Below are 25,730 nucleotides of genomic sequence, written 5' to 3'. Positions count from 1 at the left end.
AAACTAATATGGAAATGTAATGAATAAAATAAACATGGATGTTAATTATAGAACAATGGCGGGCAATGCGCGTTTAGTCATGTTAGGCGAATCGAGCCATAGTGCTGCTGGCTATAAATATGAGGCTATAAAAGCTATTAGGCAGTTGAAGGCTGCGGGTTTTACACATTTTGCCATGGAAATGCTGCCGCGCTCGATGCAGGAAAAAATAGAGTTTTATCAACGAACAGGCAAAGGTTTTAACGTTATACAGCAATATTTTGATAAATATTGGACACATGGTCATTTGACTCCTCAAGCTTATGGTGAGCTGGTAAAGGCGGCACGCGATGTAGGAATGAAGATTGTTGCATTGGATGTTTCTGTCGAAACGATGGAAATAATGGATAGTGTATGCCCATCGACAAAAGCTGTGACTGGGGAATGTTTTGATGCGCATACGTTTAGAAACGATCTTTGGGCTTACAATTTAGCTACAATCCTCAAGAGATCTAAGCAGAATAAAATTGTTGCTTTTATGAGTCGATGGCACGCAGTTAAGAATTTAAAGTATCAAATAGGTATTGATTCTTTAATTAAAGAGCACGGTATTCAAAATGTTCGTTTTATTGATTTTATTGGTGGCTTATCTTGTTACAGCGACAGGCCGTGCAAGGGTATGTCTAGCCAACAAGAGGCCTTGAAAGAACAATACTTCTACAAAGAAGGCTTTCCGTATGAAAGTACGGTTAAATCATTTCAAGTTCACCTCCCAGAAAAACGTATTAATAATGATGGATCATTCCAATGGTAAAAGTACTAGTGATAGTTGCGTTAGCAATTAGTTTTTTTACCTCTATGGATACTAAAGCATCCATGTTTCCGAATATCGATATTAATGATCCGAACTTAACCGTTGAAATTGCAGCTAAGCAATGCGAAAAAAGCTTTATGCATGCACCTAACAAATTAGAAGAATGGTGTGAAAAAGCTTACGAAATGGGTTACTTAGAGTCCTTGTATTATATTGGTATGTATACTGGGGATGGTTCTCGTTATTTGAATGAATTAAATACTCGAATTGAACAAGGTGAAGCTAATGCTATTAACACATTAGCTTGGTTATACCAAAGCGGCCGTTTAGTTAAAAAGGATTTAAGTGAAGCTACACGCTTATACAAGCTTTATTTAGCTCAAGAAAATAATCAAGCAATTACACTTAAAACGTCTACACATTTTGAGTTAGCCACAATTTATAGAAAACTGGGTATGTGGGATGAAGTAATAACTCATACTCAATATGTAATTAATAATGCAAAAAGAGAGGGTCTTAGGGAGCTTGGACAGAGGTGGCGAGATGAGGCCGAAACATCTTTGAAAGAAAGTAATTTGTGAGTTTTTCACGCGTATATAGCTTTTCACTTGGAAGTCATGTGACAAAGTATTTATTAATTAGTGCACTGTTTACTTTTAGCTTAATTAGTAATGCCGCTGGCCCTCGATGGGATAATTCAATAGATATAAATGCTCCAGATTTGACTGTATTAGCTGCCGCAGAGCAGTGCCATAAAAGCTTAATTAACGCGCCTGAGTATCTCGAAGAGTGGTGTGAAAAAGCTTATGAAATGGGATACTGGAAGGCACTGGTTACACTAAGCCTTCACACTGGCGATGGAACTCGATTATTAAAGGAAGCCAAAAAGCGGGTTGCGGCAAAAGAGCCAAAAGCTTATTCAACTTTAGCTTGGTTATATGGCAGTGGTATGTTTGTGGAGCAAGATATTAATTATGCTATTTCCCTTTACAAAGAATTTTTAGCATTAGATGCAGAATTGCCAAATTCGTTAGTTGCTGCTGCGCACTTTAAGTTGGCAAACTTATATAAATCGCAGCAGAATTGGCTTGCAGTAAATGAGCATGCACAATATGTTATTGACCACAGCCCTTTAGCTTATGATAAAGAACGAGCTGTTGATTTGTTAGAGTTAGCTAAAAAAGAAATTTTGATTGAAAATAAATCATTGAATAAAAACAAATACAAAAAGGAGCTATAAACGCCAAACTTAAGGCGCTATAGAAATAACTATGGAACAACAACACCAACAAACACTGACCAACCTTGTATACGATATTTACGAGGATCCAGCCTTAATTGAGGAACATCAACCGCTTATACAGCCCTTACTAAGCGATTTAGTCGCAAGTGCCCCTGCTGGCTTTGAGGGCATGGCGACGATGATTAATACTCACATTTCAAATGGCTTTAAGTTTAAAAATCCTAAAATACAAAAGTTTGAGCTTGAGTCTGGGTTATTAAAGCTTAAAACCTACTTTCAAAAGATAAATTGTTAACCGTTTTTATTATTTAAACTCTGAGATTGGCAGAGAGCACTGAAACAACTAATCAAGGATGATTAATGACCCTTATAAATACCTGTATTTTAATGCTGTTTTTACAGCCGTTATTTGTTTATGTTGCTTTATTTACAGATGAAATAGACTTAAATGAAAACACCTGCAATCCAAATAGTGACCTGTTTAACCTCGCATTTTTAGTTATGACCCCTAGCTTTGCTTATTTTTATATGGAGCAATTTTGGTACGCGTTTGGGTTGTTAGCATGTGTGAGTTTTTTTGGGCTTATATTAGCAAAAATTGTAGAGCCTAAAGCTAAACGTCGTTTAGAAGTGCAACGCATTGGGATGTTTGTTTTTGTTTGGTTATTTATGTTTGGTATAGGGTATTGGCTTATAGGTTTATTTTTTGACTCCCCTATTCAAGGCGCTAATGGTGTAGAGGCTCCTGAATCTGCGGTTTCTTATTATGAAAAATTTTGGCCTTCCTTGTATTTTTTAGCATTAATGGTAGTGACCTTAGTACTAAAAATTGTCGAATATAAGTTCTCATTAAAAGAAGCACTATCGGGTATCCTCATCATAATCAGCGCTGTATTAGTGGGTATTTCACCACTATTTGGAGAAGCTTATATTTTGGGGTTAATTGCTAACTTTTTTATCTTTTTCATATTTTGCTCTGCGTGTATTGAAATAGATAAAATTGGCGATGCTTCGGGCGGCGCTATTGCTATTTTATATGGCTATTTATTGATGATGGGGCTTGGGTTTAGCATTATTTGTAAACTTGTTTATGAAGTTTTATTTTAGTAATTAGCTTTATTTTTGATTGTTTTTTGCTCTTTATGCTTGCAGTTAATACTGTCCCTAATTAGACTGTATTTTAGTTAAGCGGCAACACTATTAAGTTTAATTGTTATCGATTTAGAGCCTAAAGCGGGATTTAAGAGCAATATAAAAAGTGTACATATAGGTATTTATTTAGGAGGGATATACTTTGTTATCTCGTTTAAAAGTTTATTCATTAGTGATTGTATCTATTACAGTTATTTTATTTACTTCAACACAGGCTTTGGCAGATATGTTTGGTTTCTTTAATAAACAAGAATTTGTTTTATCAGCTCCTGTAAAAGGGCGGTTATTGAATGGTGGGCAGGGCGTTGCTAATACTAAAGTTGTTCGTTCACTCACTTATGGTGATGAATATGTAGATGAAGCAACTACGGATGAGAATGGTTATTTTGCTTTTACTCAAAAGACCATTAAAACAGCTAAACCTTCCAATATGTTTGATAATGAATCGTTGATTCAGCACATCTATTTAGAAAATGGCACTCCAGAAGGCATTGTACTTTGGTATGTAACAGTATCTATGCATGAAGGTAGCGATACCTTAACCAACTTACTTGCAGATCTCACGTGTGATATTGCAGATAAGCCGCAAACATCTGATATACCAATTGCCGAAGCGAAAGAGCACTTTTTTACTATCTATGGCGCATGTAAAATTTAACTTTTACCAACTCATTTAAAGGGAATTTTATGAATACTTTAACACCTACTCAAGCTGTACAAATGGCATTACTTGCCTACAAAGCAAAAAGTATTAAAAGTACAACCTTGCTAAACAACTCTTTGCATCCAGCTTTACGTGGAAATTTTAATTTTGGGGTCAATCCTGAAGCTGTGCAGGGGATCTCGGGTGGGTTTTTCTCTCACTTGTTTGGTTTAAGTACAGGCTTTGGTTTATTAGGTCATGGTCAAGGAGCCTATCAAGGGGATTCAGTGATCACCATACGTGGTACAGCTTCGCTTCGAGATGGTTTGACCGATGGTAACTTTGGTTTAAGCGGTGGCAGTAATGGCAGTATGGTTCATGCTGGATTTAATAAAACCTTTTACAGTATGAAGCCTGCACTACAAGAGTTCGTTGCTGCAAATATAAGAGATAAAATGACCGGCTGTGTACACATTGTTGGTCACAGTTTAGGTGGTGCGCTGGCGACTCTTTCAGCGGACTGGATCAAAGCGGAATACTCTTTACCGGTAAAACTTTACACATTTGGTTCGCCAAGAGTCGGTCTTGATAATTTCTCTCGAGCTGCCACTTCAAGAATTGATAAAATATACCGTTGTACACATGGAGCTGATCCAGTTACAAAAGTACCGTTATGGCCATTTTCACATGCGCCATATAATGGCCAAGAAATTCGGCTTGATAGTGGTCAGGGGCTTAAAGGAGCTGCGCACAAGCTAAGTGGCACACCTGGCTACGTTAATACCGCCAACAGTAATGATTGGGGAAATTTAACCGTTCGTGCTAATCATTTTTTAAGTACCCCAGTACGGTTAAATTTTGAAGACAGAAACCAAGCTTCATTCAATTCGCATTGGGCTGATAAGTTAGGTGCTGCGCTAGTAACGTTATTAAAAGATGCCGGATATTATAGTGCTGTAGCAGCGCAGGCTGCAATTGGTACCGGTTTAACGTTTTACGATATGTTAGCGCGAACGCTTGATAAAATAGCCAAAGCCTCAGCGTCTTTTGCATCGCAAACATTAGGGCTATTGGGCCATATGTTAGTGTTTGCTGGTAAAGTTATTAGCAAGGCAGTAGAGTTAACTTTCAGCTTTATTAAATCGGTATTCGATTCAACATTAGGTGCTTTATACAATGCGGCAAAAGCAGGTTTAAATGGCCTAGATTGATTCTTCAAAAGGGCTGTTTAGTTAAAAGCAGCCCTTGTTAACACGCCTAACAGTTAATCCAAGTTATAGCGCTCTGCATATCTTAACTGCTGATTTTTATTTAAAAATAACCTGTTTGTTACTGCGAGTGTAAATGCGTTTTTCAGGTTTTGTCCATTCACCTTTTTTTAAATAAGAAGTCGATACTACAAATTGGCCATCTTTAAAATCACTGGTTGATTTTACTTTTGTGATCCCTTCTTTAGAACCTGTTACTGTTTCGTACGCTACAAACTGAGTCGGACTCAATACGTTCATGGTGCCCTGCGTATAAAAACCTGCCGTGGTGAAGTAATAAAATACCAATGATTGCTTTTTGCTGTCCCAAAAAATCATTGATTCACCGCCGTATTCTCCTTCATTGATAGAGTGAGCAGTTCGAATCGCTTTACCATTGAGCGCGCGTTCCCAGCGGCCTACATCTTGAATCTTTGGTTTGTTATCACCCACATCAAAGTCAGCTTGCCATGTGCCAAGGTAAGGTTTAAATACTTCCAGCTCTGGCGCCAAATCAGTCGATTGGGCGTGGATAACGCCTGCGCAGAACAAGCAAAAGGTTAGTAAAAGTGTTTTTAGATATGACATAATTGCAGCCTATTTTTGGTGTTGTTTTATTGTAGTATAGGCGAGAGTTCATTGATTAAAAAAACATTGTTGTTATTTTCTGGTAGTTTTTTAGCTGTCTTACTGAGTGGCGGGCTGCTTGGCTATTGGCCTTATTTTGTAGCGAGTATTTACGGCATTATGAGTAGTATTACTTTTTTGGTGTATAAATGGGATAAACGTTTAGCGATAGAATCAACAGACCAGCCGATCAGAGTACCGCAGCGTAGCTTGCATATTTTAGCCTTATTATGTGGTTGGCCAGGAGCGCTTATTGCCCAGCAATGGCTAAGACATAAATCACAAAAACGGTCATTTATTGCTGTGCTTTGGTTAACCATTTTGATTAATTGCAGCGTGTTAGCTTGTATCTATTATTGGCAATTTATCTAGTTTCGTGCATTATCAACTGACATAGAAATCATACCCTTTGGCTTATGCGTATTCTCTATCGTGGTTATCATTTTATTTTAAAGTGCATCGTTATCTTTATTGGTATTCCAAATCCAGTTTTATATCAAGGCATTGCGGGGTTTAAACAATGGCTGCTATTGCTTAAACCCGTTAGGCCTATTTTTGTTGTAACCGATAACACGTTAAAAAATTTAAAGGTGATTGAGCCTATTCTTATTCACCTCGATGAACAGCAAATCCCTTGGCAGTTATTTAGTGATGTAAATGCGAACCCTACAGTCAGCAATGTTGAAGACGGGTTATTACTTTATCGAGAGTATCAATGTGACTGCATTATCGCGATAGGTGGAGGCTCAGTGCTTGATTGCGCTAAGTTAATTGCTGCTCGGTCAGTTCAACCAAATAAGTCAGTGGCTCAACTTAAGGGCTTGTTTAAAGTTATTAAAAAACTTCCAACTTTGTGCGCTATCCCAACAACCGCAGGAACTGGTTCAGAGACAACGGTAGCAGCAGTAGTGAATGACTCTAATGCGCAGCAAAAATATGCAGCAACCGATTTTACTTTAGTACCAAGTGATGCAGTATTGATCCCTGAGCTTACTCAATCAGTGCCCGCACATATAACTGCAGCTACAGGTATTGATGCGCTTACGCATGCAATTGAAGCCTATGTGGGTATCAATGGTTTGGCATTTAGTGATGAGCGCTCATTGATGGCTATTGATCTTATTTTAAAAAATTTACTCATCGCATATAAAAATGGTGATGATTTAACCGCGCGTGAAAACATGCTATTGGCTTCATTTTATGCGGGTCAAGCATTCACTCGTGCATCGGTTGGTTATGTTCATGCCATTGCCCATCAGTTTGGCGCATATTATGGCACGCCACATGGCTTAGCTAATAGCGTGGTCTTAATGTCTGTTTTGCGCTTTTATGGTAGTACGATAGATAATAAATTAGCGGAGATTGCTGATTATTGTCAGTTAACCTGCTTAGAGCAATCACCCGCCGAGAAAGCTGCTATGTTTTTAGCTACACTCGAGCAGTTACTCACTGACTTGGCTATTCCACGTAATTTAGAAGAAGTTAAACGTACTGATATTCCTTTATTAGCAAAGTCAGCTATAGCTGAAGCGAACTGGAATTACCCTGTACCAAAGTTTATGAACGAAGCGCAGTGCCAAGAGATTATTAGCAAAGTCACCACTGATAAATAAAGCAACCTACCAATCATCGATTGGAAGGTTATCACTATAATTAGCGTTTTATTTGTGCTTCGGGCTGGTTTAGTAATTTAAGAATAGGGTTATGGTCAGTTATTTTTGATTTAAGTACGAAGCCAATTAACAAACCTGCGATAAAACCTCCAATATGAGCCCCATAATCAACACCGTCGGGCGCTGCAAACATGCCAAAAATGTTGATTGCTAACCAAATAACAAAGAACCACACTGCTGATAGTTTCTTTTGATAAATTATAAACATAAAGGTAAGGCTCGCATGCCTAAACCACATTAAGTACATGCCAAACAACCCAGCTATCGCGCCACTGGCACCAACGCTTGGGATAGTGGAGCTTGGGTGAACAATAAAACTTGCAAAAGAGGCAGCTAATCCACATACCAGGTACCAAAACAAAAATAGTTTATGACCAAGCACATCCTCAAGGTTGTCGCCGATAATATATAAAAAGTACATATTGCCAACTAAATGCATTATCGAACCATGTAAAAATACACACGTTACAACCGTCCAAAGGTGTTCGCCTTGCGATAATTTACTTGGATTCATGGCAAATAAATCAAGTGTCATTGCGAACGTACCTGCGTTAAAAAAGTACAGTGCAAAAATAATTACGTTTAAAGCGATTAAACTACGCGTGATCCAAGGTGTTTGTTTTGGCTTTAGATTATATTCAACGGGCATTTGCGTTAAAAACTGAAATAAATAAGTTTTCCAACTAATGCTTTTATTTAGTTTATCGAGACTCGCTTTGAGCGAAGGGCTATTCTCTACACTTTCTAACTGGTCTTTTTCAATCCAACTACCATCGCAGTGGCGGCATACATCAATCTCAGTATGAAAATCTTCTAACAGATGGTAGCGCTCAAGATTCTTACTACAATCAGGGCAGTCAAGCTTTGAAATACCTAATGCTTCACCAAAATGAGTTTCGTATTTTTCACCAATTGGCCCTTCGTTGATCTCAGCAATCATGCGGTTTACTTCATTTTTTTCAAACCATAAACCACCACACTCACGGCAGATATCTATTTCCTCCCCCTGATATTGAGTAACATCCAAAGGGTGATTTTTGCAGTGCGGGCAGCGTTTAGTGGGCATTATCAGCCTCCTTTAATGAGCCGATAATAATATCGTTTTGTTTTAATTCTTGTTGTAAATTTAAAGCACTAGATTTTAATTGTGGTAGTGTTTGTTGTTCAATAATATCGACAATTTTATTTAATTCTATTGATGCTTGGCGCGCAGACATTTTACGCTCTAACGCTGCTTCAATTACAAACTCAGCACGGCTATAAAACCGGCGAGTTTGTGTTAAAAACATACTTGGCGTCTCAAGAGTGGTTGGCGAGTACTGCATCGTTTGCCAAATATACTTTTCAAGAGTGGGTTTGTGATACTCCATTTCTGAGCTCGGTGGGCTTTTTGCTAATCGAGCTGCGTATATTCTTACATTAGCTGCATTGTCCTTTACTTCATCATATAAAGAAGTGCGTAAATAGAAGTTGTCTTCCATTTTATTGTAGGTATCAAATTTAAGGGCCTGTTCAAGACCACTTTGTGCAGCTAAATAAACCCCAAAGATTGTTGAAAGTACTAAAAACACTTGGTTCAGCCAAAAGCTAGTGCTTTTTAGTTCTTTATTATCAACGGTTTTTAATGCTTGGGTTAAGTTTGGTTTTGCTGTTTTACTTGTCGTTTGATGCGCTGGTTGGATCGGTTCCAATTGATATCTCCTTTATCACTTCGCTTCCTTTTTGAGCGCAGTAGACTACTGTAATTTAGCGCGATAAACAATCAATTGTTGCATTTTTGGTTACTTATTCAATAACACAGCGCCGCTTTGTTCTTCACCTAAGTAATCGTCTTTATTATAAATAGGGCATTTATCCATTGATAAACAGCCGCAGCCTATACAGCCGTCGACACGCTCCCGTAAACGCTGCATAAAGGCAATGCGTTCATCAAGTTGGGTTTGCCACTGCTTAGAAAGTGCCGACCAGTCTTTTTTAGTGGGGGTGCGCTCATCGGGTAAGGTGGCGAGGGTTTGTTTTACTTCTTCTAAGGTTATACCCATTGCTTGCGCCGCTTTTATTACCGCTACACGACGCAGTACATCTGGTTTATAGCGTCGTTGGTTGCCGTTGTTTCGCCAGCTACGGATCAAGCCTTTGGTTTCGTAAAAGTGCAGTGTTGATACTTTTACACCGCTGCGTTTAGCAACAAAGCCCACGGTTAAGTTGGCTTCGACGAGTTTTTTTTGTTGAACGGTCATAGTTTTCTTCTTTTTAAAAATTTCCAGATTGCTTGTTGACCTTAAGTTAGCTTGAGGTTTTAAGCTTTGCTCCATCATAAAAAAAGGAGCTAACCCAATGCAAGAAAAATCAACACACAATATCGCAATCATTTATTCAAGTGGTCGTAAAAATGGCAATACTACCGCGCAAGTAAATGCGTACAGTAAGCAGCAAAGCGGCATTGTTTTTTGTTTAGATGATTATGTTATTTCACCTTATCGTTATGATAAGCAGTATAAAAATGATGATTTTTATAATTTGTTTGAAGTGCTATTACGTTATGAACATTGGGTGTTTGCATCTCCTGTGTATTGGTATAATACGACGCCGCAAATGAAGGCGTTTATGGATCGAATTACTGATTACATGGATGATGAGGCACTTAAGCCTAAGCTTAGAACATTACGACAAAAGCAGTTTTCACTGCTGTCTAATGCTGCATCTCCTACTGCACCTGATGCATTTTTGGATATGTTTAAACATACATTCAATTATTTAGGGATGACTTTTAAAGCACATTCACATGTTCAGGCTAGTTAATCAGGTTAAATAGCGTTAGGCTAAACAAAAAGTAAACAGGATGATGTATGAAAACGTTACTTACTGGTTTTAGCCTTCTTTTAACTAGCTTTGTTAATTTGGCGGCAGAGCCTGCGCCTGTGATTAAAGACTATGGTTATTTTTATAATGTGCCAAGCCATGTGTCAGATTTGAGCCAAGCGCAGTTCAAAATTGCCTTTGATGTAGGAGATGGCGCTGAAAAAGGCGCGCAAAATAATCATATTAATTCTTTAGCACGCTTTATTAATATGCATGTTGCCCATGGGGTAAAGCCGGAGAATATTCAGCTTGCTCTAGTGGTGCACGGTGGCGCGAGTGTTGATGTACTTCAAAACAGCTTTTACAAAGCGCGTTTTGACAAAGATAACAAAACCCAATCTTTGATCAAACAACTGCTTGCTAATAATACCCAGGTATATGTGTGCGGGCAGTCGGCAACCCATATGAAAGTGGAGGCTGATCAACTAATACCTGGAGTGCAAATGGCGCTTTCAGCGATGACCGCCCACGCCCAGTTACAGCAACAAGGCTATACTCTGAATCCGTTTTAATGAATATTCTATGTTTTGGCGATTCCAACACCTATGGTATTTCCCCGGTTGATGGTAAGCGGTTGGGCGATGGTGAGCGCTGGCCGAGTATACTTGCAGAGTTATTGGGTTCAGAGCACCTCGTTATTGAAGCGGGACTGCCTAATCGAACATTAGTGAATAACCCGCCATTTAGCGGCGATAAATCAGGCATAAAGTATTTAAAGCCTTACCTTGAGGCGCAGCCATTGGATGTCATTATCATTGCGCTTGGCACCAATGATTTAAAAGCACGCTTTACACTTTCTGCTATCGATATTAGCAAAGCGCTTGAGGGATTAATTTTAGCCATTAAAGCGTTTTATCACGCTAAAGCACAGCCAAAAATAATCATCTTGAGCCCACCAAAGGTGTATGAAGTGGGTAGCTATAAAAATATTTATAAAGGTGCTGGTAAAAAAGCAGAGCAATTATCTATTGAATTTAAAGCCGTCGCTGATCGTCACGCGTGTGTGTTTATCGATGGCTTTTCACTTATTGCCGCTTGTGAAAGTGAGGGGGTACATTGGCCGTATAAGGAGCATGTTTGCCTTGCAAAGCAGTTACTACCTATAGTTTAAAGTAGGGTGCGAGAGAGTTCTTTATATGATTTGCCAATTTTAACAACAGCCCCAGTAGTTAGTTCAACATACTCATGATTAACCGCAGTCACTTTGTTTTTGTTAATTAAATACGACTTATGAATTTGTATAAATGTACCTGCTAGCTGTTCATTCAGTTGCTTAAGTGTTGTTGTGGCAAGGGTAAAAGAGTCAGCTTGATGTAACTTTACATAATTACCGTAAGCTTCAATATACTCAATTGTGTCTAACGCGAATTTTCGCTTTTCTCTGTCTACTTTAAGCGTTATATCTTTGGACTGGTGCTCTAGAGGTAGTGCACGTTGACACACTTTGTTGAGAGCTTGGTTTAGCCTTGGCGCTGAAACGGGTTTGAGTAAGTAGTCTGTGACATTTAAATCAAAGCCGGCTAAGGCATATTCTTGATAAGCACTATTGATAATTACTTGCGGCGGGTTCGCGAGTGCTTTTAATAGCTCAAGCCCTGTTAATTCTGGCATATTAATGTCAAGAAACACCAAATCAATGCCAGGTTTGGCAAGCACACATAAGGCATCCTTAGCGTTATAGTATTGACCTACTACATCTATATTGGTGTGTGCAGTTAAATGATGCAGTAATACTTGGTGCGCTAATGGCTCGTCATCAACGATGATGGCTTTTATCATTTTTACAGTTCCAAGGTCAGTGTTGTTTGCCACATTGCATCCTGCTTATGGTTTATAAGTGAATGTTTACTAGGGTATAAAAGTTGCAGTCGTTTTTGTAAATTAGCAAGTCCCATCCCCTGATCATTGTTTGCTACTTGATTGCTTATTGGATTTTTGCAATAAAGCGTTAAAGTATTGTTATTTATTGTCACTTCAATAGATATTTCTACTTCACCGGTTGCAGGTTCAACACCGTGTTTTATGGCATTTTCAACAATAATAATCAACAGCAGTGGCGTGATACTCAAGGCGTTAAAATTGTTTGGCCAAACAAGGTTAAATTTGCACTTATTTGCACTTCTTATCTTCTGTAATTCAATAAAGTTCTTAAGGTAGTCTAGCTCTTTAGCTAATGGAACTGATGACTTTTGCCCTTCATACACTGTGTAGCGTAGTAAGTCTGCCAAATGTAGCACTAACTGTGGGGCTTGTTCTGATTTTGTCAGCGTAAGTGCATATAAATTATTTAATGTATTAAATAAAAAATGAGGGTTAACTTGTTGTTGGAGTAATTTTAGTTCGGTTTGAGTTTGCTGTTTAGCGACTTCATTTAACTTGCTGTGTTGCTGTTGACGCTCAAACGCCAAAATAATCGGGGTACTTATAACAAGAAAAAGCAGCATAAACTGATAATTAAACTTACTAAAAATATTTTGATCCCCACTTGGTGTGAGGTTAGCAACGCCGTGGGGTAAGTCATTAATGGGTAACGATAGAACGGCAGCTATCAACAAAGGTGTTAATACTAGCATTACAATAACGCAAACGGCTACAAACAAAAATACGCCGTGAACAGCAAGCAAGTGGCGAATGAGAAAGTATCGGTTAAATAAATATAACCCGTAAACAATTGCAGTATAAACGCCTAGTTGCCAAAAATAAGTGATAAATTGACCAAACTGCGAGACGACTTTACTTGGGTCAAAAATTAAATCAAATGGTTGATTTAATAGTGGGTCTTCATGTGTATTAAGTACCCCAGCCATTAGAAAACACCAGCCCAAAAGAGTGAGTAATACTACATTATCCAATGATATTAATGAACTTAGCCGCTTGCTATTGAGTGAAGGCTGAGTGACAACACGTTGAGATATCAGCCATGTTAGGCTTACTGCCGTACATAAGGCCCAGCCTTGTGGTGCTAAATAGTGCCAATGGGCAAATTGTGGAAGCAGCATACCGAGCGCGTATATCAAGATAGGGTAAGCAATAAAACCTAACAGCCAGCTCATTAAGGCTAGTCTTAATGGCTGTGTAAATGCAATTGCATGGGCGATTAAAAAAGGCAGGCATACTAAAAGAAGTTGCAGGTTTATTTGTAAGTAAAGCGGTGTTGAGCTGAGTCTTAACGATAGAAAGCGTACATGGGCTTCAAGTAAAATGGCAGCCAATAACGGCAATAAGGCAATGACATATTTTACCTTAATCCGTTGTGACAAAAAGGAAATAACCGCCTGCACATTTCACCTATATATAATTTTAACTTCACACTACTTTACCCTTTAAACATTATTAACACATCTTTACGTTGCTAAAAAACCACAAATAATGATGAAAATAAGGTTTTTAATGATGAGCAGCCAATCGTTACTCTTATCCCTTAGTTATAGGCTTTGATCATTACTCGCTAGCTGATCTGGAAGGTGTTGCTTAATGTGACTATTCGTCAATTAAGGAACGCAATAAATGCTGACACTTACAAATATAAATAAAAAATACCCAGATGGCACGCACGCTTTAAATGATGTGTCGGTTCATTTGCCTGCTGGCATGGTTGGTTTACTTGGACCAAATGGGGCGGGTAAATCAAGTTTAATGCGCACCCTAGCGTGTTTGCAAAGTGTGGATAGTGGTCAGGTAAGTTTTGATGGCTTAAATGTGCTGCAACATCCCGAACAGATGCGCAAACAATTGGGCTATTTACCACAACAATTTGGCGTTTATCCAAATATGAGTTGTGTTGCATTACTGGAACATATTGCAACCTTAAAGGGACTTAATAAAAAAGATCGAAAGCAGCAAATAGATGAGCTTTTGACACTGTTAAATTTATCTTCGTTTGCAAACAAAAAGGTGAGCCACTTTTCTGGTGGGATGAAACAACGCTTTGGTATTGCTCAAGCGTTGTTAGGCTCTCCTAAACTGATTATTTTAGACGAACCAACCGCTGGGCTAGACCCTGCAGAGCGTGAAAGTCTCAATAATTTACTAGTAACTATTAGTAAGCAGCGTCTGGTGCTGTTATCTACCCATATTGTGGAAGATATAGAAAATCAGTGCCATTTTGTCGCGATGATCAATCAAGGTCGGTTAATTCAAAGTGGCGAAGTAGCCGCCCTTATCAAGCCATTGCATGGATGTGTATGGCTGCTAGACACCCTGCCTAGTGAACTACCGCAAGAGAGTTTGGTACTAAGCAAAAGTTATCGATATGGCAAACCTTCATTTCGTGTTTATGCCAGAGTGGCGCCCGCTGAATATGCAATACCTGCAGAAGCGACACTGCAAGATAGCTATTTTTATGAATTGAAAGCAAGAGGGTGCCACGCATGTTATTGATCAATGAACTGCGTTACATCACTCGCCAGCCTCTGCTTTGGTTGTGCTTTTTAGTAGCACCTTTGTTTGCGTATACATTGTCAGCAGGGTTAGCTGTTGAAGGAAGCGATGCAATAAACCAGTTAAAGCTGCACCTAGTTGCCCTACAAATGATGCAACTAGCTTTACTGACAGGCGCGCTTGCACCGACATTTTTTTTACGTGATCAAATACACAATATGCACGAGCTTGTGGCAGCAACTCCTATGACTTTTAGAAAGCGAGCTTGGTTACGTTTGAGCGCTTTGGTGATGTGTGCGTTTGCGATTGCGTTTATTAGTATGTTGGTGGTGGTTGTAACACAGTTACTCAGTAACGGGTTTGACTGGCATATTATTAATCTACTGTTTGTTAATGGCCTTTTTATGTTGTTTCCTAATGCGTGTTTGCTCAGTGTCATTGCCCTGTGGTTTTGTCAAAAGTTCAGCAGTGCTTTGGTGAGTTATGTTGTATTTGCAGTTTTATGGGTTGGCTACTTACTACTTGCAAGTGTTACTGGTAACCCAATACTGGCGGGCAGTAGTATTATCAGTGAAACTAGCTATCAACTGTTTATATGGCTAGACCCTTTCGCATACACCGCGATTATATCTAGCTTTAGTGAACCACAAGGCTGGATCATAGCTGTTAATCGGGTGCTGATATTATTACTCACAAGTCTTATTTATTTTAGCGCTGTAGCAAGTAATCAGTCTAATTCGTTTAATAAGCCAGTAAAAAATGCAGTGAGCAAGCTACAACCCGTTACAGTAGCAGATGCCTCGTACCGACCTGCAGCTGCAAAAAGTCATGGTCTAGCGATATTTATCACATTTTATAAAGTAGCGTTTTTCAATGTGTTAAAGCATCCAATAACATGGATAGTTTTATTAGCTTGGCCAGTCATAGTGTTTAATAGCGTAGCCTCTTCTGCTGCTTATGCTGAGCCATTGAGTGTAATCAATGCAACAACCAGTATCGATGCAATTAGTCACTATGCATTTGATATGCAAATACTGTTTGGGTGCTTGCTGATGGTGCTTTGGAGCTGGCAAGTCAGTTGCTATGCACGGCGTTTTAATATGGCTGAGTTAATCGCTGTAACGCCAGTTAAAACGACCACTATTTTATCTAGTCAATTACTGATACTGACTACATTAGTTATTATTTTTTCAACTATGAGCTTTGTTGGTGCTTCTTTGGCGCAGTGGTTTAATGGTAGTCAATATCAAGCGTATGATCATGTATATGTGCTATGTTTAACGGCACTGCCGCTGATGCTAATTGCATGGGTAACGGTGTGTGTGTTTAATCTTTGTCGTTCAATACTGATTGCAGCACTGGTTGTTTTTGTAATGTTATTACTCAAATTTACACCGGTTATGACTTACTTAGGACTCACTCATACATTTTGGAGTCTAGCTTGGACCCCCTTACAACCACCTAATGAATTTTGGCAATATCGTGCAAGTTTGAATAGTTATTGGCCATATATATCGGTGTGGTTGGTGGCCTGCATAAGCTTTATATTGCTAAGTTGCGCATTTAATCATCGCGGTGCAGGGCTTGGCAGGCGTGCTGTTAAGCGAAAAGATGCATGGTTAATTATGCCTGTACTTCTCTCAATCGGTCTATTTGTGCAATTACATATGCGTTTGGTTGACGAAAAACCGTTAACTAATTCACATAAACGTGAAGCCTTTAAAGCCAATTATGAAAAAACCTTTGCAGATTGGCAGCATAAATTGCAACCTCAGGTTAGCCATATTGATGCAAAAATTGACTTTTATCCACATCAGCAGTTTGCCAAGTTTGATCTTACGTACACCTTAAATAATCCGCATGCAAGGGCAATTAAGCAAATTTTAGTCGGCAGAGCGGGATTTTATAAGTGGGCGAAGGTGAAGATTGCAGGTGCGACCCAAATCGCTTTTTATTCTGACTTAAATCAAGCTGTGTATGAGTTTGCAGTAGCAATAAAACCGCATGAAACACGGCAATTAACAACACAATTTGAAGTACATCAAGCGAAATTGTGGCCTGCTGGTGGGCATCAAATAATTACCCCAGAGTTTAGCTATATTCGAGCAGTTCCCGTGCTGCCAGCCATTGGCTATCAAATCAACTATGAGTTAACAGATACAAGCTTACGAGCTCAATATGGTTTGCAGCCAAAGGTTCGCCCTTTAGCTTCAGCGTTACTTACTAAAGGGCAAAATAGACCAGAGCACTATGAGCGCATAACGATGTCGAGCACAGTATCAACAGCAGCAGGATATCAAATAGTGACACAGGGAAAGCAACTTACACATCAACTTGAACAGGGCCGTGAAATTTTTAAGTTTAAAACATTGTCTGCCATTAATAACTTACCAGCTTGGCTGTCAGTGCCTTTTACTGCTGAAATTAAAAAATATGACGGTGTTAACTTACAAGTATTCGCAAAAAATCAAGATGTGCTTGAGCGTGCCGATGCAATCGCCGTTAATTTACAAGCGATCAGCGACACACTTGATTGGTTTAAAAATAATATTGTTGCGTATAAAGCCAAGCAATTGAGCTTAGTTGCTGCTGCGCCGTTTGGGAGTACTGGCTATGCCTTACCGCAAATTATACTAATTGAAGATAAAGTGGGTTTTAGGGCTCGACCAAGCGATGATGCTGGCTTTGATCAGCGTTATCGCCGTGCAGTGCATGAAACTGCGCATCAGTGGTTTGGTCATGATATTGGTAATAGTGTGCCTGCAGACAGTGCTTTTTTAGTTGAGTCGATGGCCAAATATATCGAACTAGTGATCATAGAAAAGCGCTACGGTAAAGCCGCTATGAACGCATTAGTTGATTATGAAACAAAGCGCTACAAGCAAGAATCGCGTATGGATATTACCGCTAAAATGGCGTTGATTGATTCAACAAAAAGCTATGATCAATACTCAAAAGCAACGATCGTATTTGCTAAGTTAAGAGCTGAAATAGGCGATGAAGCTATAATTAGCGCACTTAAATCAGTATGGCAAGAGTATGCGTATCCAAACCGACCTGCAACGGCAATGGATTTTATTCAGGCGTTAAAACAACAAGTTGAAGCACAGCATATTGCACTTATCAATACGCTGTTTTTAGATGTTTGAACGAACTAAAAACCACAGTTTACAAGCTGTGGCTGTGTTTTTATGCGTAGTTTAATGGCTGGTAAAATGTGCTTAATGTAAATTGTACTGATTATTAAATAACCCACTTTGTATTTTAATATTACTTAAAGCCGCGTATAATGCGCGGCTTATTTTTAGTGTCTGTGTGGTGTTTTTTGAAGTCGATATGCAAACAATATGGTGTGGTTTTTATCTTATTAAGCTTATTAACGGGCTTAATTGGCGCATTTGTTAATCCACTGATGAGTTTGTTTATTGTTGAAGGTTTACAAAGCCCACCCATTTATTTGGGCGTATACACCACAGGTGTCACTTTGATGGGCATTCTCTTTAGTCAATGGCTAGGTGGATTGGCTGATAAGGGCGTAAGCGCTAAAAAAATGTTTATGATTGCGGTCTCTGGCATGGGGATGGCATTAGTTGTGTTTGCCAACGCAAGCTCTTTTTGGCAAGTGTTTGCAGCCGGAGTTTTATTACTCTCGATGGGAAATGCTGCGATACCGCAAGTTATGACCATTGCTCGTCAGTGGGCTGATCAGCAAGCGCATATTGATATCACCCAGTTTAATACTCGACTTAGAGCAGCCATTTCATTTGCGTGGGTCGCAGGCCCGCCACTTGGTTACCTTCTTGCGTCAGGCGTTGCTTTTAGCCGCTCATTTTATACCGCAGCGACGTTTGCATTACTGGCATTAATTTTTGCAATGAAGTTTTTGCCAAGTATTGATGCTAACAACAAAGCTAAAAAAGCTGAGCCAAATCAGCCTATCAATCAATCGTTTTGGGCTTTAGGTGCTGCTATAACCTTTGGCTCAATTGGCAATATTATGTACGCCAGTGCTTTACCGCTTTATACAATTAATGAACTGGGCTTTGCCAATAATATGCCTGGGATATTTATGGGCATGGTGGCATTAATTGAAATACCCGTAATGCTGTATACCGCAAAGCTCAGCAAACGCATTACTAAAACAACCTTACTAGGTTTTGCTTTTAGCTGTGCTATTTTATTTTATCTTGGTGTATTTTTTGCCAACCAAGTATGGCAATTCTTTATACTGCAAGGTGTTAATGCTATTTTTTATGGCATCTTTGCGGGTATCGGCCTGACTATTTTACAAGAGCAGCTGCCGTCACGGATTGGTTTTACCTCCGCTTTTTATGGTAATGCAATTAAAGTAGGGGTTATGCTTGGTACAGCAAGTACGGGTTTAATTGCGCAGTGGTTTAGTTTTCGTTTTGCTACACTTGGCTCGCTTATCGCGGCAAGTCTTGCGCTGAGTTGTTTATTATTATTTAGTTATTTAAAACGCCAAGAGAGCGAGTCGCAAGGACAGCTATTAGCTCAAAATGTGATTTAAAAAAGCCGCTAGTTCACACACAGCGGCTTTGGGTATTGATCTAAGGGTGTTAATTTTAGAACTCGTAACTTACGCTAAAACGCGTGGTGCGTGGCATAATGTAACGGCCATTTGGTGCATCTGCGTTACGTGGATCGCCTTCGGTGATACCTTGTTCATCGGTCAGGTTATCAATAGCTAACTGTAGTTTTATCCCTTCCATTGGCTCAAGAATAAAACCTAAATCAACTTTCTCGTAACCATCAAGTGTTACTGTATTTTCGTTATTACCAAAGCGATCATCTACAGCTGAAACCGTACCGTATAACGTGGCGTACATACCATCTAACTCAAAATCATAGCTTGGCGTAACACGCACTTGCCATTTAGGCTGACGCTGGCTTTTATTGCCCTGATTAGATGGGCTTTCTGTGATTTCAGTCTCTTGAATGGTCGAGTTTAAGTTTACTGAAAAGCCAGATTCATGATTATAGTTATAATCAAGCTCCACACCGTACGCCTCATTGGTGAGGATTTCAGCGGGTACTCCTGGGCGGCGTACAAACGTATCGCCTTTGACTTCATTGGTAAATAAGGTCGCGAAGAAATCAGTACTCTGGGTTATTAGCTTATAGCCAAGTTCGGCTTGAGTAACTTCTTTAATAAGCTTTTCGCCACCTTGGTAAGCACCGTAGTTATCTCTAAAATCATCAAAGTAAGGCATTTTGTAGCCGCGGTTTACGCGTGCAAATACACCCATGTCATCGTTAATGGAGTAGTTTAAACCTGTGGTCCATGAGGTTTTACTTTCATCATATTGCACCGTTTTATTGATAGCACCATCAAGCCCTTCGTCTACGCTGTACTCTACATCATGGCTTTCATAACGTAGGCCACCATCAAGCGTAAGATCTTGGCTTAGCTTATACTGTGCTGTGGTGTAAAAAGCATTAGTACGTGCATCACCGGATGAATTAATATCGTAATTAAAATCACAGCCTTCGCTGCTCTCATTACAGGCAATATCATTGAGCATTTCACCACCGGCTTCAAGCACATGGTAGGCCGTATTGCCTAAGCTCCACCAATCGTTGGCTGAGGTACTTGCAGTGTAATAGCCTAGCGCAATAGATAAATCATCAAATTGTTTTGAAAATGCTAAGTCATTAGTAAATGAGCTTATTTCTTTGAGTACCACCCAGCGGCCAACTTGTTGTACAGGGGTATCGCTCTCATAAGTTTTGCCAGTAGCAGCACCAGTGGCAGATTGGCCATTATCAGCCACTTCACCCAGTGTAGTGGCTGAGCCTGCGGGAACTAAACCAAATGTATTGGCGTCGCCTTTGGTGATATTAAACCTGTCTGAAAAACTCCAACCATTGTCAAACTCAAGCTGGATGTTACCGCCAGATACATGACCTTTCCAGCCACGGCCATCGCCAATATCGACCTGTTGCGCAGTGTTATTAGGCCCGGTATAGATTGTTGCTTGGCGGTTTAATGCTCCCAGCTGGGTATATTTAGCGTCAATACCATCCACATTCAGCGGTGTTGGTAAGTACCACGCACCATGATCGTCGGTCTGGCGGGTATAGAAATTCATTTCACCGTTATCAAGCACTTTAGTAATATTAAGGGTGAATTGATTGCCTTTTTCAGAGGTAAAACCTGCATCACGAATACCTGGTGAGCTTTTTACATAGCCGCCAACCATAAAGTAGAGATCATCTGAGATTTCACCACTGATTACGGCATCAACACGTTGTAAATTGTAATCTGAGGTAGTGTATTTAAACAAACCTTGGGTGTCTTCACTGCCACGCTTTAAACGAAAGTTAGTGGTTAAACCGGGTTGGCCATTTGAAACTACCGGGTTTGGGCCGCCACGTAGCGCTTCCATGGTTTCGATGGTTTCATCGATTCTAAAGAGTGACGAGTTTTCTAAAAACGAGAGTGTTGGGGCAGGGTAAATTGGTGAGCCTTCAAGGCTAAGTGTTAGAAATGGGGCGTCGCCACCACCTGGAAACCCTCGCACAAACACATTAGCACCGGATTCACCCCCAGAGCTTTCAACCCATACACCAGGCACGGCTTTAAATAAGTCGGCGGTGCTTTTTGGTGAAAGCTTAATTATTTGTTCGGCATCAATATTGGTAACCGCGTAACTGGCATCAATTTTACGAACGCCCATACCGGCAGGAGTACCTGAGACCACAATACGTTCGACTTTTTTATTGGTTGTAGTTTGCTCGCTATTTGCGTCTTGCTCAGCAGATGCAGCTTGGCTGCTGAGCGCTAATACAATGGCGCCAGCCAGTATGCTTGGTGTGTGTGTTGTTGTCATGTTGCTTTCCCATTTTTTGTTAGTTATTTAAAAACTATAAATAACAAAGCACTAACTGATTATTAAGGCATGTTAATGCTGTGTTCTTTTAAACCTTAGAACTTTATGCAAACGTTTGCAATTATTTTTTGCAACTTTCTGTATTATTTTTATACACACTGATGTTTATTATGAAATTTAAGTCTTGGCACAGCCTAATTTTAATAATGGTGGTATATTACCACTTCACGATTTAAGGAAGGCGTCGTTTTTAGCAATGAATAATAAACAACTAAAGTTAGCGGATCTTGCCAAGCTTGCGGGTGTATCAACCTCGACTGTATCGCGTGCGTTAAATGATAATCCATTGATAAAGCAAGAAACGCGAGATAAATTAAAGCAATTAGCTAAACAACATAACTTTAGTTTAAACACGGCTGCGAGCCGCCTTCGCTCGCAAAAAACCAATGTGGTCGCTGTGATCATTAATTTTGATAGTGGCACAGAGCAATCTATTAATGACCCGTTTTTACTTAAAGTAGTAGGAGAAATAAATCTCGCTTTGAATAAACAAGGGTTAGAGCTGTTGCTGTCAAACTCTTTTATGGCCGGCGATGATTGGGCTAATTACTTTATCAATAGCCGTCGGGCCGATGGCATTATCGTGGTTGGGCAAGGTAAAGATCCTACAAATATTGAAGCTGCGGCTGCTGCAGGCGTGCCTTTAGTGGTGTGGGGGGATCCAAAAACGCCCAGTAATTACCCTATAGTCGGCAGTGATAATTTCGTGGGTGGACGCTTAGCAACAGAGCATTTATTGGCAACAGGCGCAAAAAATATACTGTTTTTAGGCGACCCCGGGCATGCTGAAATTGGTGAACGCTATCGAGGTTATCTTGCTGCAATAAACTCAGCGAAGGCTATACCACATGTAGTCTCTATCGATATTACCAGTGGTGCAGCGTACCAAGGGATCAACCAACTATTAGTTGCAAAAGGCTTGTGCTTTGATGGCATTATGGCTTGCAGTGATATGGTGGCACTTGGTGCGATGAAAGCCTTAAAAGAGCGCTATATCAGCATTCCAAATGATGTTGCTTTGGTTGGTTTTGATGATATTGCGATGGCAGATATTAGCCATCCTTCACTGTCGAGTATTAAGCAAAACACTCAGCAGGCGTCTGTGATCTTAGTTGAAAAATTATTAGCACAGTTACAAGGCCACTTTGCTGAATCTCAAGTCATTGAAATAGAATTAGTTAATCGTCAATCTAGTAAACGTTAATAAACTAAATAGCCAGTTAATATAGATTCGTTTTAAAAGTAAAAATGCAAACGTTTGCATTTTTCTGTGCGCTACACTATGCTAAAAGAAATCAACATCAGGTTAACGTGCATGAACCCAATAAGAATAACCATAGCGTTGGCATGTAGCTATTTCGTATTTGCTATTTTGCTCAATAGTGTTGGCACTGTCATCTTACAAGCCATCAATAGTTTTGATATATCTAAAACTCAAGCCTCTGTTTTAGAAGGCTATAAAGACTTAACCATCGCCATTGTATCATTTGTTGTCGCCTCTTTTATTCCGCGCGTAGGGTATAAGTTAGCGATGTTAGTTGCACTGGGAGCGGTAACGCTGATGTGCTTGATAGTGCCATCAATTGCGCAGTTTTATGTATTTAAGCTGCTGTTTGCGGTGATTGGTTGTAGCTTTGCGATTATGAAAATCTCTGTTTACTCGGTCATAGGTCAAGTGACGGATAGCGCAAATAAGCACTCAGCACTGCTTAACACCATTGAAGGTATATTTATGCTTGGGGTGTTATTGGGTTACTGGGTGTTTTCAGGGTTTATTGACCCAAGTAACGCACAAAGTGCCTCGTGGTTGAAGGTCTATTACTTACTAGCAGTGTTAGTTGGTGTTGCTTTTGTTAGTGTGTTATTGGCACCAATAAAAGCGCCGCAAGCAACAACACTACAAAGTAGTCAATGGCGTGCTTTTATCGACATGCTCAGGCTTGCTTATAAGCCATTAGTGATCATTTTTATTATCAGTGCATTTTTATATGTGCTGATAGAGCAAGGGGTCGGTACTTGGTTGCCTACCTTTAATAATCAAGTGCTGAAATTACCGGTTGATGTCAGCATCCAATTGGCAAGTTTATTTGCCGCTGCTTTAGCGTTTGGACGTTTAGTGGCAGGACAGTTACTTCGCGTTGTGGGCTGGTATAGCTTGTTGTTAACTTGCTTAATAGCAATGGCGGCGCTGGTGCTGTTAATTTTGCCACTAACCCATGATGTTGATGGCAGCCAAATAACCAGTGTTTTTGAGGTGCCCTTTGCAGCGTATATGTTACCGCTGATTGGCTTTTTTATGGCACCACTTTATCCATTACTTAATTCTGTAATGCTCAGCTCACTTGCTAAATATCAACATGCGCCAATGACCGGATTAATTGTGGTTTTTTCCGCGCTAGGTGGGACGACAGGTTCGGTTATCACAGGTTTCATATTTGATAAGTTTAGCGGTCAGCATGCATTTTATCTCACCCTAATACCGATCTGCTTATTATTGATAAGCGTGACTGTATTTAAAAAAATGACAGTGAATTTAGGCGCAACGCCAGAAAAAGGAACGATATGAGTTTTGTTACTAGCCAATTATTTTTAGATGTGCAACTGGCGGCTATATTTAGTGATAGTAAGACGTTTGCAGATGCAATTGCTAACGATAGCTGGCAAACAGCATCGCAGCTTTACTTACAAGTCAAGCCATTAACTAAGCAGCAACTTGCAGAGTTTGTAGCACAGCACTTTACTTTAGAGTCTACTGAACTACCGACAACGCAGTTAAACGTTAGTGATGCACAAAGTTATATCGCCAGTTTATGGCCATACTTAAAGCGTAATGCTGATATAGCCAAAAGTAGCTCTTTAATGCCGCTTAAGCACGACTACATAGTACCAGGTGGGCGTTTCCAAGAAATATATTACTGGGATAGTTATTTCACTGCGCTCGGTTTACAAGATATTGGTGATATTGACAGTATTGACGCTATGCTTGCCAACTTTATTGACTTACAAAATCGTAATGGCTGTATTCCAAACGGCAATCGTAGTTACTACAGCTCGCGCTCGCAGCCACCTATTTTAGCACTGATGGTGGACTTACTTTGGCAGGCTAAATACCATGATGAACATGATTTAAACTGGTTAACTAATTGTATTGCCGCGTTGCAGCACGAGTATGAGTTTTGGATGCAAGGTAGCGAATTGCTTTCAGCACAAATGCCTGCCCATCGTCGTGTGGTTAAAATGCCTTGTGGCGCTTTGTTAAATCGCTATTGGGATGACGAAGCAACCCCAAGGCAAGAATCGCTACGTGAAGATTTACACGATGCAGCGCTATTGCCTGAGCAGCAACGAGCTAGTTATTATCGTAATATTCGTGCCGCTTGTGAATCAGGCTGGGATTTTAGCAGCCGTTGGCTTGCAAACAGCAATGAACTAACGAGTATTCAAACCACCGATATTATCCCTATCGATTTAAACAGCTTACTTTATCATCTTGAGAAACAACTGAGTGTTTACTATCAAATAATAAAAGAGAGCACTAAACAGGCATACTTTGAGCTACAAGCCACACGTCGAAAAGCTGCCATTAATAAGTATTTATTTAGTACTGAGCAGGCTTTTTTTGTCGACTATAACTTTAAGCAAAGTGCGCAATCAAGCGTCTTATCGCTAGCGGGTGTAGTGCCATTATTTATCAATTGTGCGAACAAGCAACAAGCTATGCAAGTGAGCACTAAAGTAATGCAAAATTTTTTAAAACCAGGTGGTTTAGTGACTACTCTAAACGAAACATCGCAACAGTGGGACAGTCCCAATGGTTGGGCACCATTACAATGGTTTGCAGTGCAGGGGTTAAGGCAATATGGCTTTGCTGCTGATGCCAATATTATTATCTCTCATTGGCTAAAAATGATTGAAATACGCTTTAAGGTCGATGGCTGTCTGTTAGAAAAGTACAATGTTTGCGAGTTAGCAAACCAAGCTGGTGGTGGTGAATATAAAGTACAGCAAGGTTTTGGTTGGACTAATGGTATTACGTCACGATTTTATAATTTAGTTAAATAACTTATTAATAACAAAGTGTTGTGTTTTCTTTCTGGCTTAATGGAAAAGGGTTATTGCAAGGGATTCTTAATAGTTAGGTGTCTAGACGTTTAGCTATTTTTATTTCTTTATAAATCAATGGATTTGAATAAAAA

25 protein-coding genes are annotated in these 25,730 nt (G+C 39.7%); 18 read left to right on the top strand and 7 right to left on the bottom strand.

Annotated features, from left to right (window positions below; genetic code table 11):
* The first annotated feature begins 19 nt into the window (after window positions 1-19).
* The 7 genes from V7783_RS05510 to V7783_RS05480 all read left to right on the top strand — a co-directional run bounded on the left by V7783_RS05510 (window position 20) and on the right by V7783_RS05480 (window position 5,042).
* On the top strand, window positions 20-793 hold the full coding sequence (locus V7783_RS05510; protein WP_335677861.1) for a ChaN family lipoprotein: 774 nt from the start codon (window positions 20-22) through the stop codon (window positions 791-793).
* Complete coding sequence (locus tag V7783_RS05505; RefSeq protein ID WP_335677860.1) at window positions 787-1,374, top strand: hypothetical protein; 588 nt, start codon at window positions 787-789, stop codon at window positions 1,372-1,374. Before V7783_RS05510 ends, V7783_RS05505 begins: the two co-directional genes overlap by 7 nt.
* Before the next feature lie 38 nt (window positions 1,375-1,412).
* Window positions 1,413-2,033 carry a hypothetical protein gene (locus V7783_RS05500; protein ID WP_335677859.1) on the top strand — a complete coding sequence of 207 codons (621 nt, stop codon included), beginning with the start codon at window positions 1,413-1,415 and terminating at the stop codon, window positions 2,031-2,033.
* A 31-nt stretch (window positions 2,034-2,064) separates the two neighbouring features.
* The gene (locus tag V7783_RS05495) at window positions 2,065-2,331 is read left to right on the top strand and encodes a hypothetical protein (protein ID WP_335677858.1); all 267 of its coding nucleotides are present in this window, start codon (window positions 2,065-2,067) and stop codon (window positions 2,329-2,331) included.
* Window positions 2,332-2,396: 65 nt separating this feature from the next.
* Complete coding sequence (locus V7783_RS05490; RefSeq protein ID WP_335677857.1) at window positions 2,397-3,143, top strand: hypothetical protein; 747 nt, start codon at window positions 2,397-2,399, stop codon at window positions 3,141-3,143.
* 187 nt (window positions 3,144-3,330) lie between these two features.
* A complete protein-coding gene (locus tag V7783_RS05485; RefSeq protein WP_335677856.1) occupies window positions 3,331-3,846 on the top strand; it encodes a DUF6795 domain-containing protein in 516 nt (171 codons plus the stop codon).
* Between the two features lie 29 nt (window positions 3,847-3,875).
* Entirely contained in the window at window positions 3,876-5,042 is a 1,167-nt protein-coding gene (locus tag V7783_RS05480; protein ID WP_301562876.1) for a lipase family protein, read from the top strand.
* A gap of 96 nt (window positions 5,043-5,138) precedes the next feature.
* Here the strand turns inward: V7783_RS05480 and V7783_RS05475 are convergent, their stop codons facing one another.
* Entirely contained in the window at window positions 5,139-5,666 is a 528-nt protein-coding gene (locus tag V7783_RS05475) for a hypothetical protein (protein WP_335677855.1), read from the bottom strand.
* A 51-nt stretch (window positions 5,667-5,717) separates the two neighbouring features.
* Here V7783_RS05475 and V7783_RS05470 point away from each other — a divergent pair, with 51 nt between their 5' ends.
* Window positions 5,718-6,077: a DUF1294 domain-containing protein gene (locus V7783_RS05470; RefSeq protein ID WP_335677854.1), complete on the top strand. Its 360-nt coding sequence runs from the start codon at window positions 5,718-5,720 to the stop codon at window positions 6,075-6,077.
* 44 nt (window positions 6,078-6,121) lie between these two features.
* Window positions 6,122-7,318 (top strand): iron-containing alcohol dehydrogenase, encoded by a 1,197-nt coding sequence (locus tag V7783_RS05465; protein ID WP_335677853.1) that lies wholly within the window; start codon window positions 6,122-6,124, stop codon window positions 7,316-7,318.
* Between the two features lie 40 nt (window positions 7,319-7,358).
* On the opposite strand, the gene V7783_RS05460 is transcribed toward V7783_RS05465, so the two are convergent.
* The 3 genes from V7783_RS05460 to soxR all read right to left on the bottom strand — a co-directional run bounded on the left by V7783_RS05460 (window position 7,359) and on the right by soxR (window position 9,618).
* Entirely contained in the window at window positions 7,359-8,444 is a 1,086-nt protein-coding gene (locus V7783_RS05460; protein WP_335677852.1) for a rhomboid family intramembrane serine protease, read from the bottom strand.
* A complete protein-coding gene (locus V7783_RS05455; RefSeq protein ID WP_335677851.1) occupies window positions 8,434-9,069 on the bottom strand; it encodes a hypothetical protein in 636 nt (211 codons plus the stop codon). The genes V7783_RS05460 and V7783_RS05455 overlap by 11 nt, the downstream gene beginning before the upstream one ends.
* Before the next feature lie 90 nt (window positions 9,070-9,159).
* Entirely contained in the window at window positions 9,160-9,618 is a 459-nt protein-coding gene (gene soxR, locus V7783_RS05450; protein WP_335677850.1) for a redox-sensitive transcriptional activator SoxR, read from the bottom strand.
* Window positions 9,619-9,715: 97 nt separating this feature from the next.
* Between soxR and V7783_RS05445 the strand changes: the two genes are divergently transcribed.
* Genes V7783_RS05445 through V7783_RS05435 form a run of 3 tightly spaced genes read left to right on the top strand, consistent with a single transcriptional unit; the run spans window position 9,716 to window position 11,351 of the window.
* Window positions 9,716-10,180, top strand: coding sequence for a flavodoxin family protein (locus tag V7783_RS05445; RefSeq protein WP_335677849.1), 465 nt, complete (start codon window positions 9,716-9,718; stop codon window positions 10,178-10,180).
* Between the two features lie 47 nt (window positions 10,181-10,227).
* A complete protein-coding gene (locus V7783_RS05440) occupies window positions 10,228-10,752 on the top strand; it encodes a DsrE family protein (RefSeq protein ID WP_335677848.1) in 525 nt (174 codons plus the stop codon).
* On the top strand, window positions 10,752-11,351 hold the full coding sequence (locus tag V7783_RS05435) for an SGNH/GDSL hydrolase family protein (protein ID WP_335677847.1): 600 nt from the start codon (window positions 10,752-10,754) through the stop codon (window positions 11,349-11,351). The genes V7783_RS05440 and V7783_RS05435 overlap by 1 nt, the downstream gene beginning before the upstream one ends.
* On the opposite strand, the gene V7783_RS05430 is transcribed toward V7783_RS05435, so the two are convergent.
* Window positions 11,348-12,019 carry a LytR/AlgR family response regulator transcription factor gene (locus tag V7783_RS05430; protein WP_335677846.1) on the bottom strand — a complete coding sequence of 224 codons (672 nt, stop codon included), beginning with the start codon at window positions 12,017-12,019 and terminating at the stop codon, window positions 11,348-11,350. The genes V7783_RS05435 and V7783_RS05430 overlap by 4 nt on opposite strands.
* 2 nt (window positions 12,020-12,021) lie before the next feature.
* Window positions 12,022-13,500 carry a sensor histidine kinase gene (locus V7783_RS05425; RefSeq protein WP_335677845.1) on the bottom strand — a complete coding sequence of 493 codons (1,479 nt, stop codon included), beginning with the start codon at window positions 13,498-13,500 and terminating at the stop codon, window positions 12,022-12,024.
* 247 nt (window positions 13,501-13,747) lie between these two features.
* Here V7783_RS05425 and V7783_RS05420 point away from each other — a divergent pair, with 247 nt between their 5' ends.
* The 3 genes from V7783_RS05420 to V7783_RS05410 all read left to right on the top strand — a co-directional run bounded on the left by V7783_RS05420 (window position 13,748) and on the right by V7783_RS05410 (window position 19,151).
* Complete coding sequence (locus tag V7783_RS05420) at window positions 13,748-14,620, top strand: ABC transporter ATP-binding protein (protein WP_335677844.1); 873 nt, start codon at window positions 13,748-13,750, stop codon at window positions 14,618-14,620.
* Entirely contained in the window at window positions 14,611-17,769 is a 3,159-nt protein-coding gene (locus V7783_RS05415) for a M1 family aminopeptidase (protein WP_335677843.1), read from the top strand. The genes V7783_RS05420 and V7783_RS05415 overlap by 10 nt, the downstream gene beginning before the upstream one ends.
* A gap of 176 nt (window positions 17,770-17,945) precedes the next feature.
* A complete protein-coding gene (locus V7783_RS05410) occupies window positions 17,946-19,151 on the top strand; it encodes a sugar efflux transporter (protein ID WP_335677842.1) in 1,206 nt (401 codons plus the stop codon).
* Between the two features lie 55 nt (window positions 19,152-19,206).
* On the opposite strand, the gene V7783_RS05405 is transcribed toward V7783_RS05410, so the two are convergent.
* Window positions 19,207-21,474: a TonB-dependent receptor gene (locus V7783_RS05405; RefSeq protein ID WP_335677841.1), complete on the bottom strand. Its 2,268-nt coding sequence runs from the start codon at window positions 21,472-21,474 to the stop codon at window positions 19,207-19,209.
* A gap of 256 nt (window positions 21,475-21,730) precedes the next feature.
* Here V7783_RS05405 and V7783_RS05400 point away from each other — a divergent pair, with 256 nt between their 5' ends.
* The 3 genes from V7783_RS05400 (at window position 21,731) to V7783_RS05390 (ending at window position 25,596) form a co-directional block, all read left to right on the top strand.
* Window positions 21,731-22,738: a substrate-binding domain-containing protein gene (locus tag V7783_RS05400; RefSeq protein WP_335677840.1), complete on the top strand. Its 1,008-nt coding sequence runs from the start codon at window positions 21,731-21,733 to the stop codon at window positions 22,736-22,738.
* A gap of 111 nt (window positions 22,739-22,849) precedes the next feature.
* A complete protein-coding gene (locus V7783_RS05395) occupies window positions 22,850-24,100 on the top strand; it encodes an MFS transporter (protein WP_335677839.1) in 1,251 nt (416 codons plus the stop codon).
* Entirely contained in the window at window positions 24,097-25,596 is a 1,500-nt protein-coding gene (locus V7783_RS05390) for a trehalase family glycosidase (protein WP_335677838.1), read from the top strand. Before V7783_RS05395 ends, V7783_RS05390 begins: the two co-directional genes overlap by 4 nt.
* Window positions 25,597-25,730 lie beyond the last annotated feature (134 nt).

The sequence above is a fragment of the Pseudoalteromonas sp. genome, assembly GCF_036960685.1.
Lineage (GTDB): Bacteria > Pseudomonadota > Gammaproteobacteria > Enterobacterales > Alteromonadaceae > Pseudoalteromonas.
The sequence above is the reverse complement of the archived record's forward strand: the minus strand, read 5'-3'. Positions and strand labels throughout refer to the sequence as shown.

Excerpts from the sequence above, each read along its gene's own strand:
- V7783_RS05510 (WP_335677861.1), top strand. The coding sequence starts at position 20 with ATGAATAAAATAAACATGGATGTTAATTATAGAACAATGGCGGGCAAT.
- V7783_RS05505 (WP_335677860.1), top strand. The coding sequence starts at position 787 with ATGGTAAAAGTACTAGTGATAGTTGCGTTAGCAATTAGTTTTTTTACC.
- V7783_RS05495 (WP_335677858.1), top strand. The coding sequence starts at position 2,065 with ATGGAACAACAACACCAACAAACACTGACCAACCTTGTATACGATATT.
- V7783_RS05490 (WP_335677857.1), top strand. The coding sequence starts at position 2,397 with ATGACCCTTATAAATACCTGTATTTTAATGCTGTTTTTACAGCCGTTA.
- V7783_RS05480 (WP_301562876.1), top strand. The coding sequence starts at position 3,876 with ATGAATACTTTAACACCTACTCAAGCTGTACAAATGGCATTACTTGCC.
- V7783_RS05475 (WP_335677855.1), bottom strand. The coding sequence starts at position 5,666 with ATGTCATATCTAAAAACACTTTTACTAACCTTTTGCTTGTTCTGCGCA.
- V7783_RS05465 (WP_335677853.1), top strand. The coding sequence starts at position 6,122 with ATGCGTATTCTCTATCGTGGTTATCATTTTATTTTAAAGTGCATCGTT.
- V7783_RS05460 (WP_335677852.1), bottom strand. The coding sequence starts at position 8,444 with ATGCCCACTAAACGCTGCCCGCACTGCAAAAATCACCCTTTGGATGTT.
- soxR (WP_335677850.1), bottom strand. The coding sequence starts at position 9,618 with ATGACCGTTCAACAAAAAAAACTCGTCGAAGCCAACTTAACCGTGGGC.
- V7783_RS05445 (WP_335677849.1), top strand. The coding sequence starts at position 9,716 with ATGCAAGAAAAATCAACACACAATATCGCAATCATTTATTCAAGTGGT.
- V7783_RS05440 (WP_335677848.1), top strand. The coding sequence starts at position 10,228 with ATGAAAACGTTACTTACTGGTTTTAGCCTTCTTTTAACTAGCTTTGTT.
- V7783_RS05435 (WP_335677847.1), top strand. The coding sequence starts at position 10,752 with ATGAATATTCTATGTTTTGGCGATTCCAACACCTATGGTATTTCCCCG.
- V7783_RS05430 (WP_335677846.1), bottom strand. The coding sequence starts at position 12,019 with ATGATAAAAGCCATCATCGTTGATGACGAGCCATTAGCGCACCAAGTA.
- V7783_RS05420 (WP_335677844.1), top strand. The coding sequence starts at position 13,748 with ATGCTGACACTTACAAATATAAATAAAAAATACCCAGATGGCACGCAC.
- V7783_RS05415 (WP_335677843.1), top strand. The coding sequence starts at position 14,611 with ATGTTATTGATCAATGAACTGCGTTACATCACTCGCCAGCCTCTGCTT.
- V7783_RS05405 (WP_335677841.1), bottom strand. The coding sequence starts at position 21,474 with ATGACAACAACACACACACCAAGCATACTGGCTGGCGCCATTGTATTA.
- V7783_RS05400 (WP_335677840.1), top strand. The coding sequence starts at position 21,731 with ATGAATAATAAACAACTAAAGTTAGCGGATCTTGCCAAGCTTGCGGGT.
- V7783_RS05395 (WP_335677839.1), top strand. The coding sequence starts at position 22,850 with ATGAACCCAATAAGAATAACCATAGCGTTGGCATGTAGCTATTTCGTA.
- V7783_RS05390 (WP_335677838.1), top strand. The coding sequence starts at position 24,097 with ATGAGTTTTGTTACTAGCCAATTATTTTTAGATGTGCAACTGGCGGCT.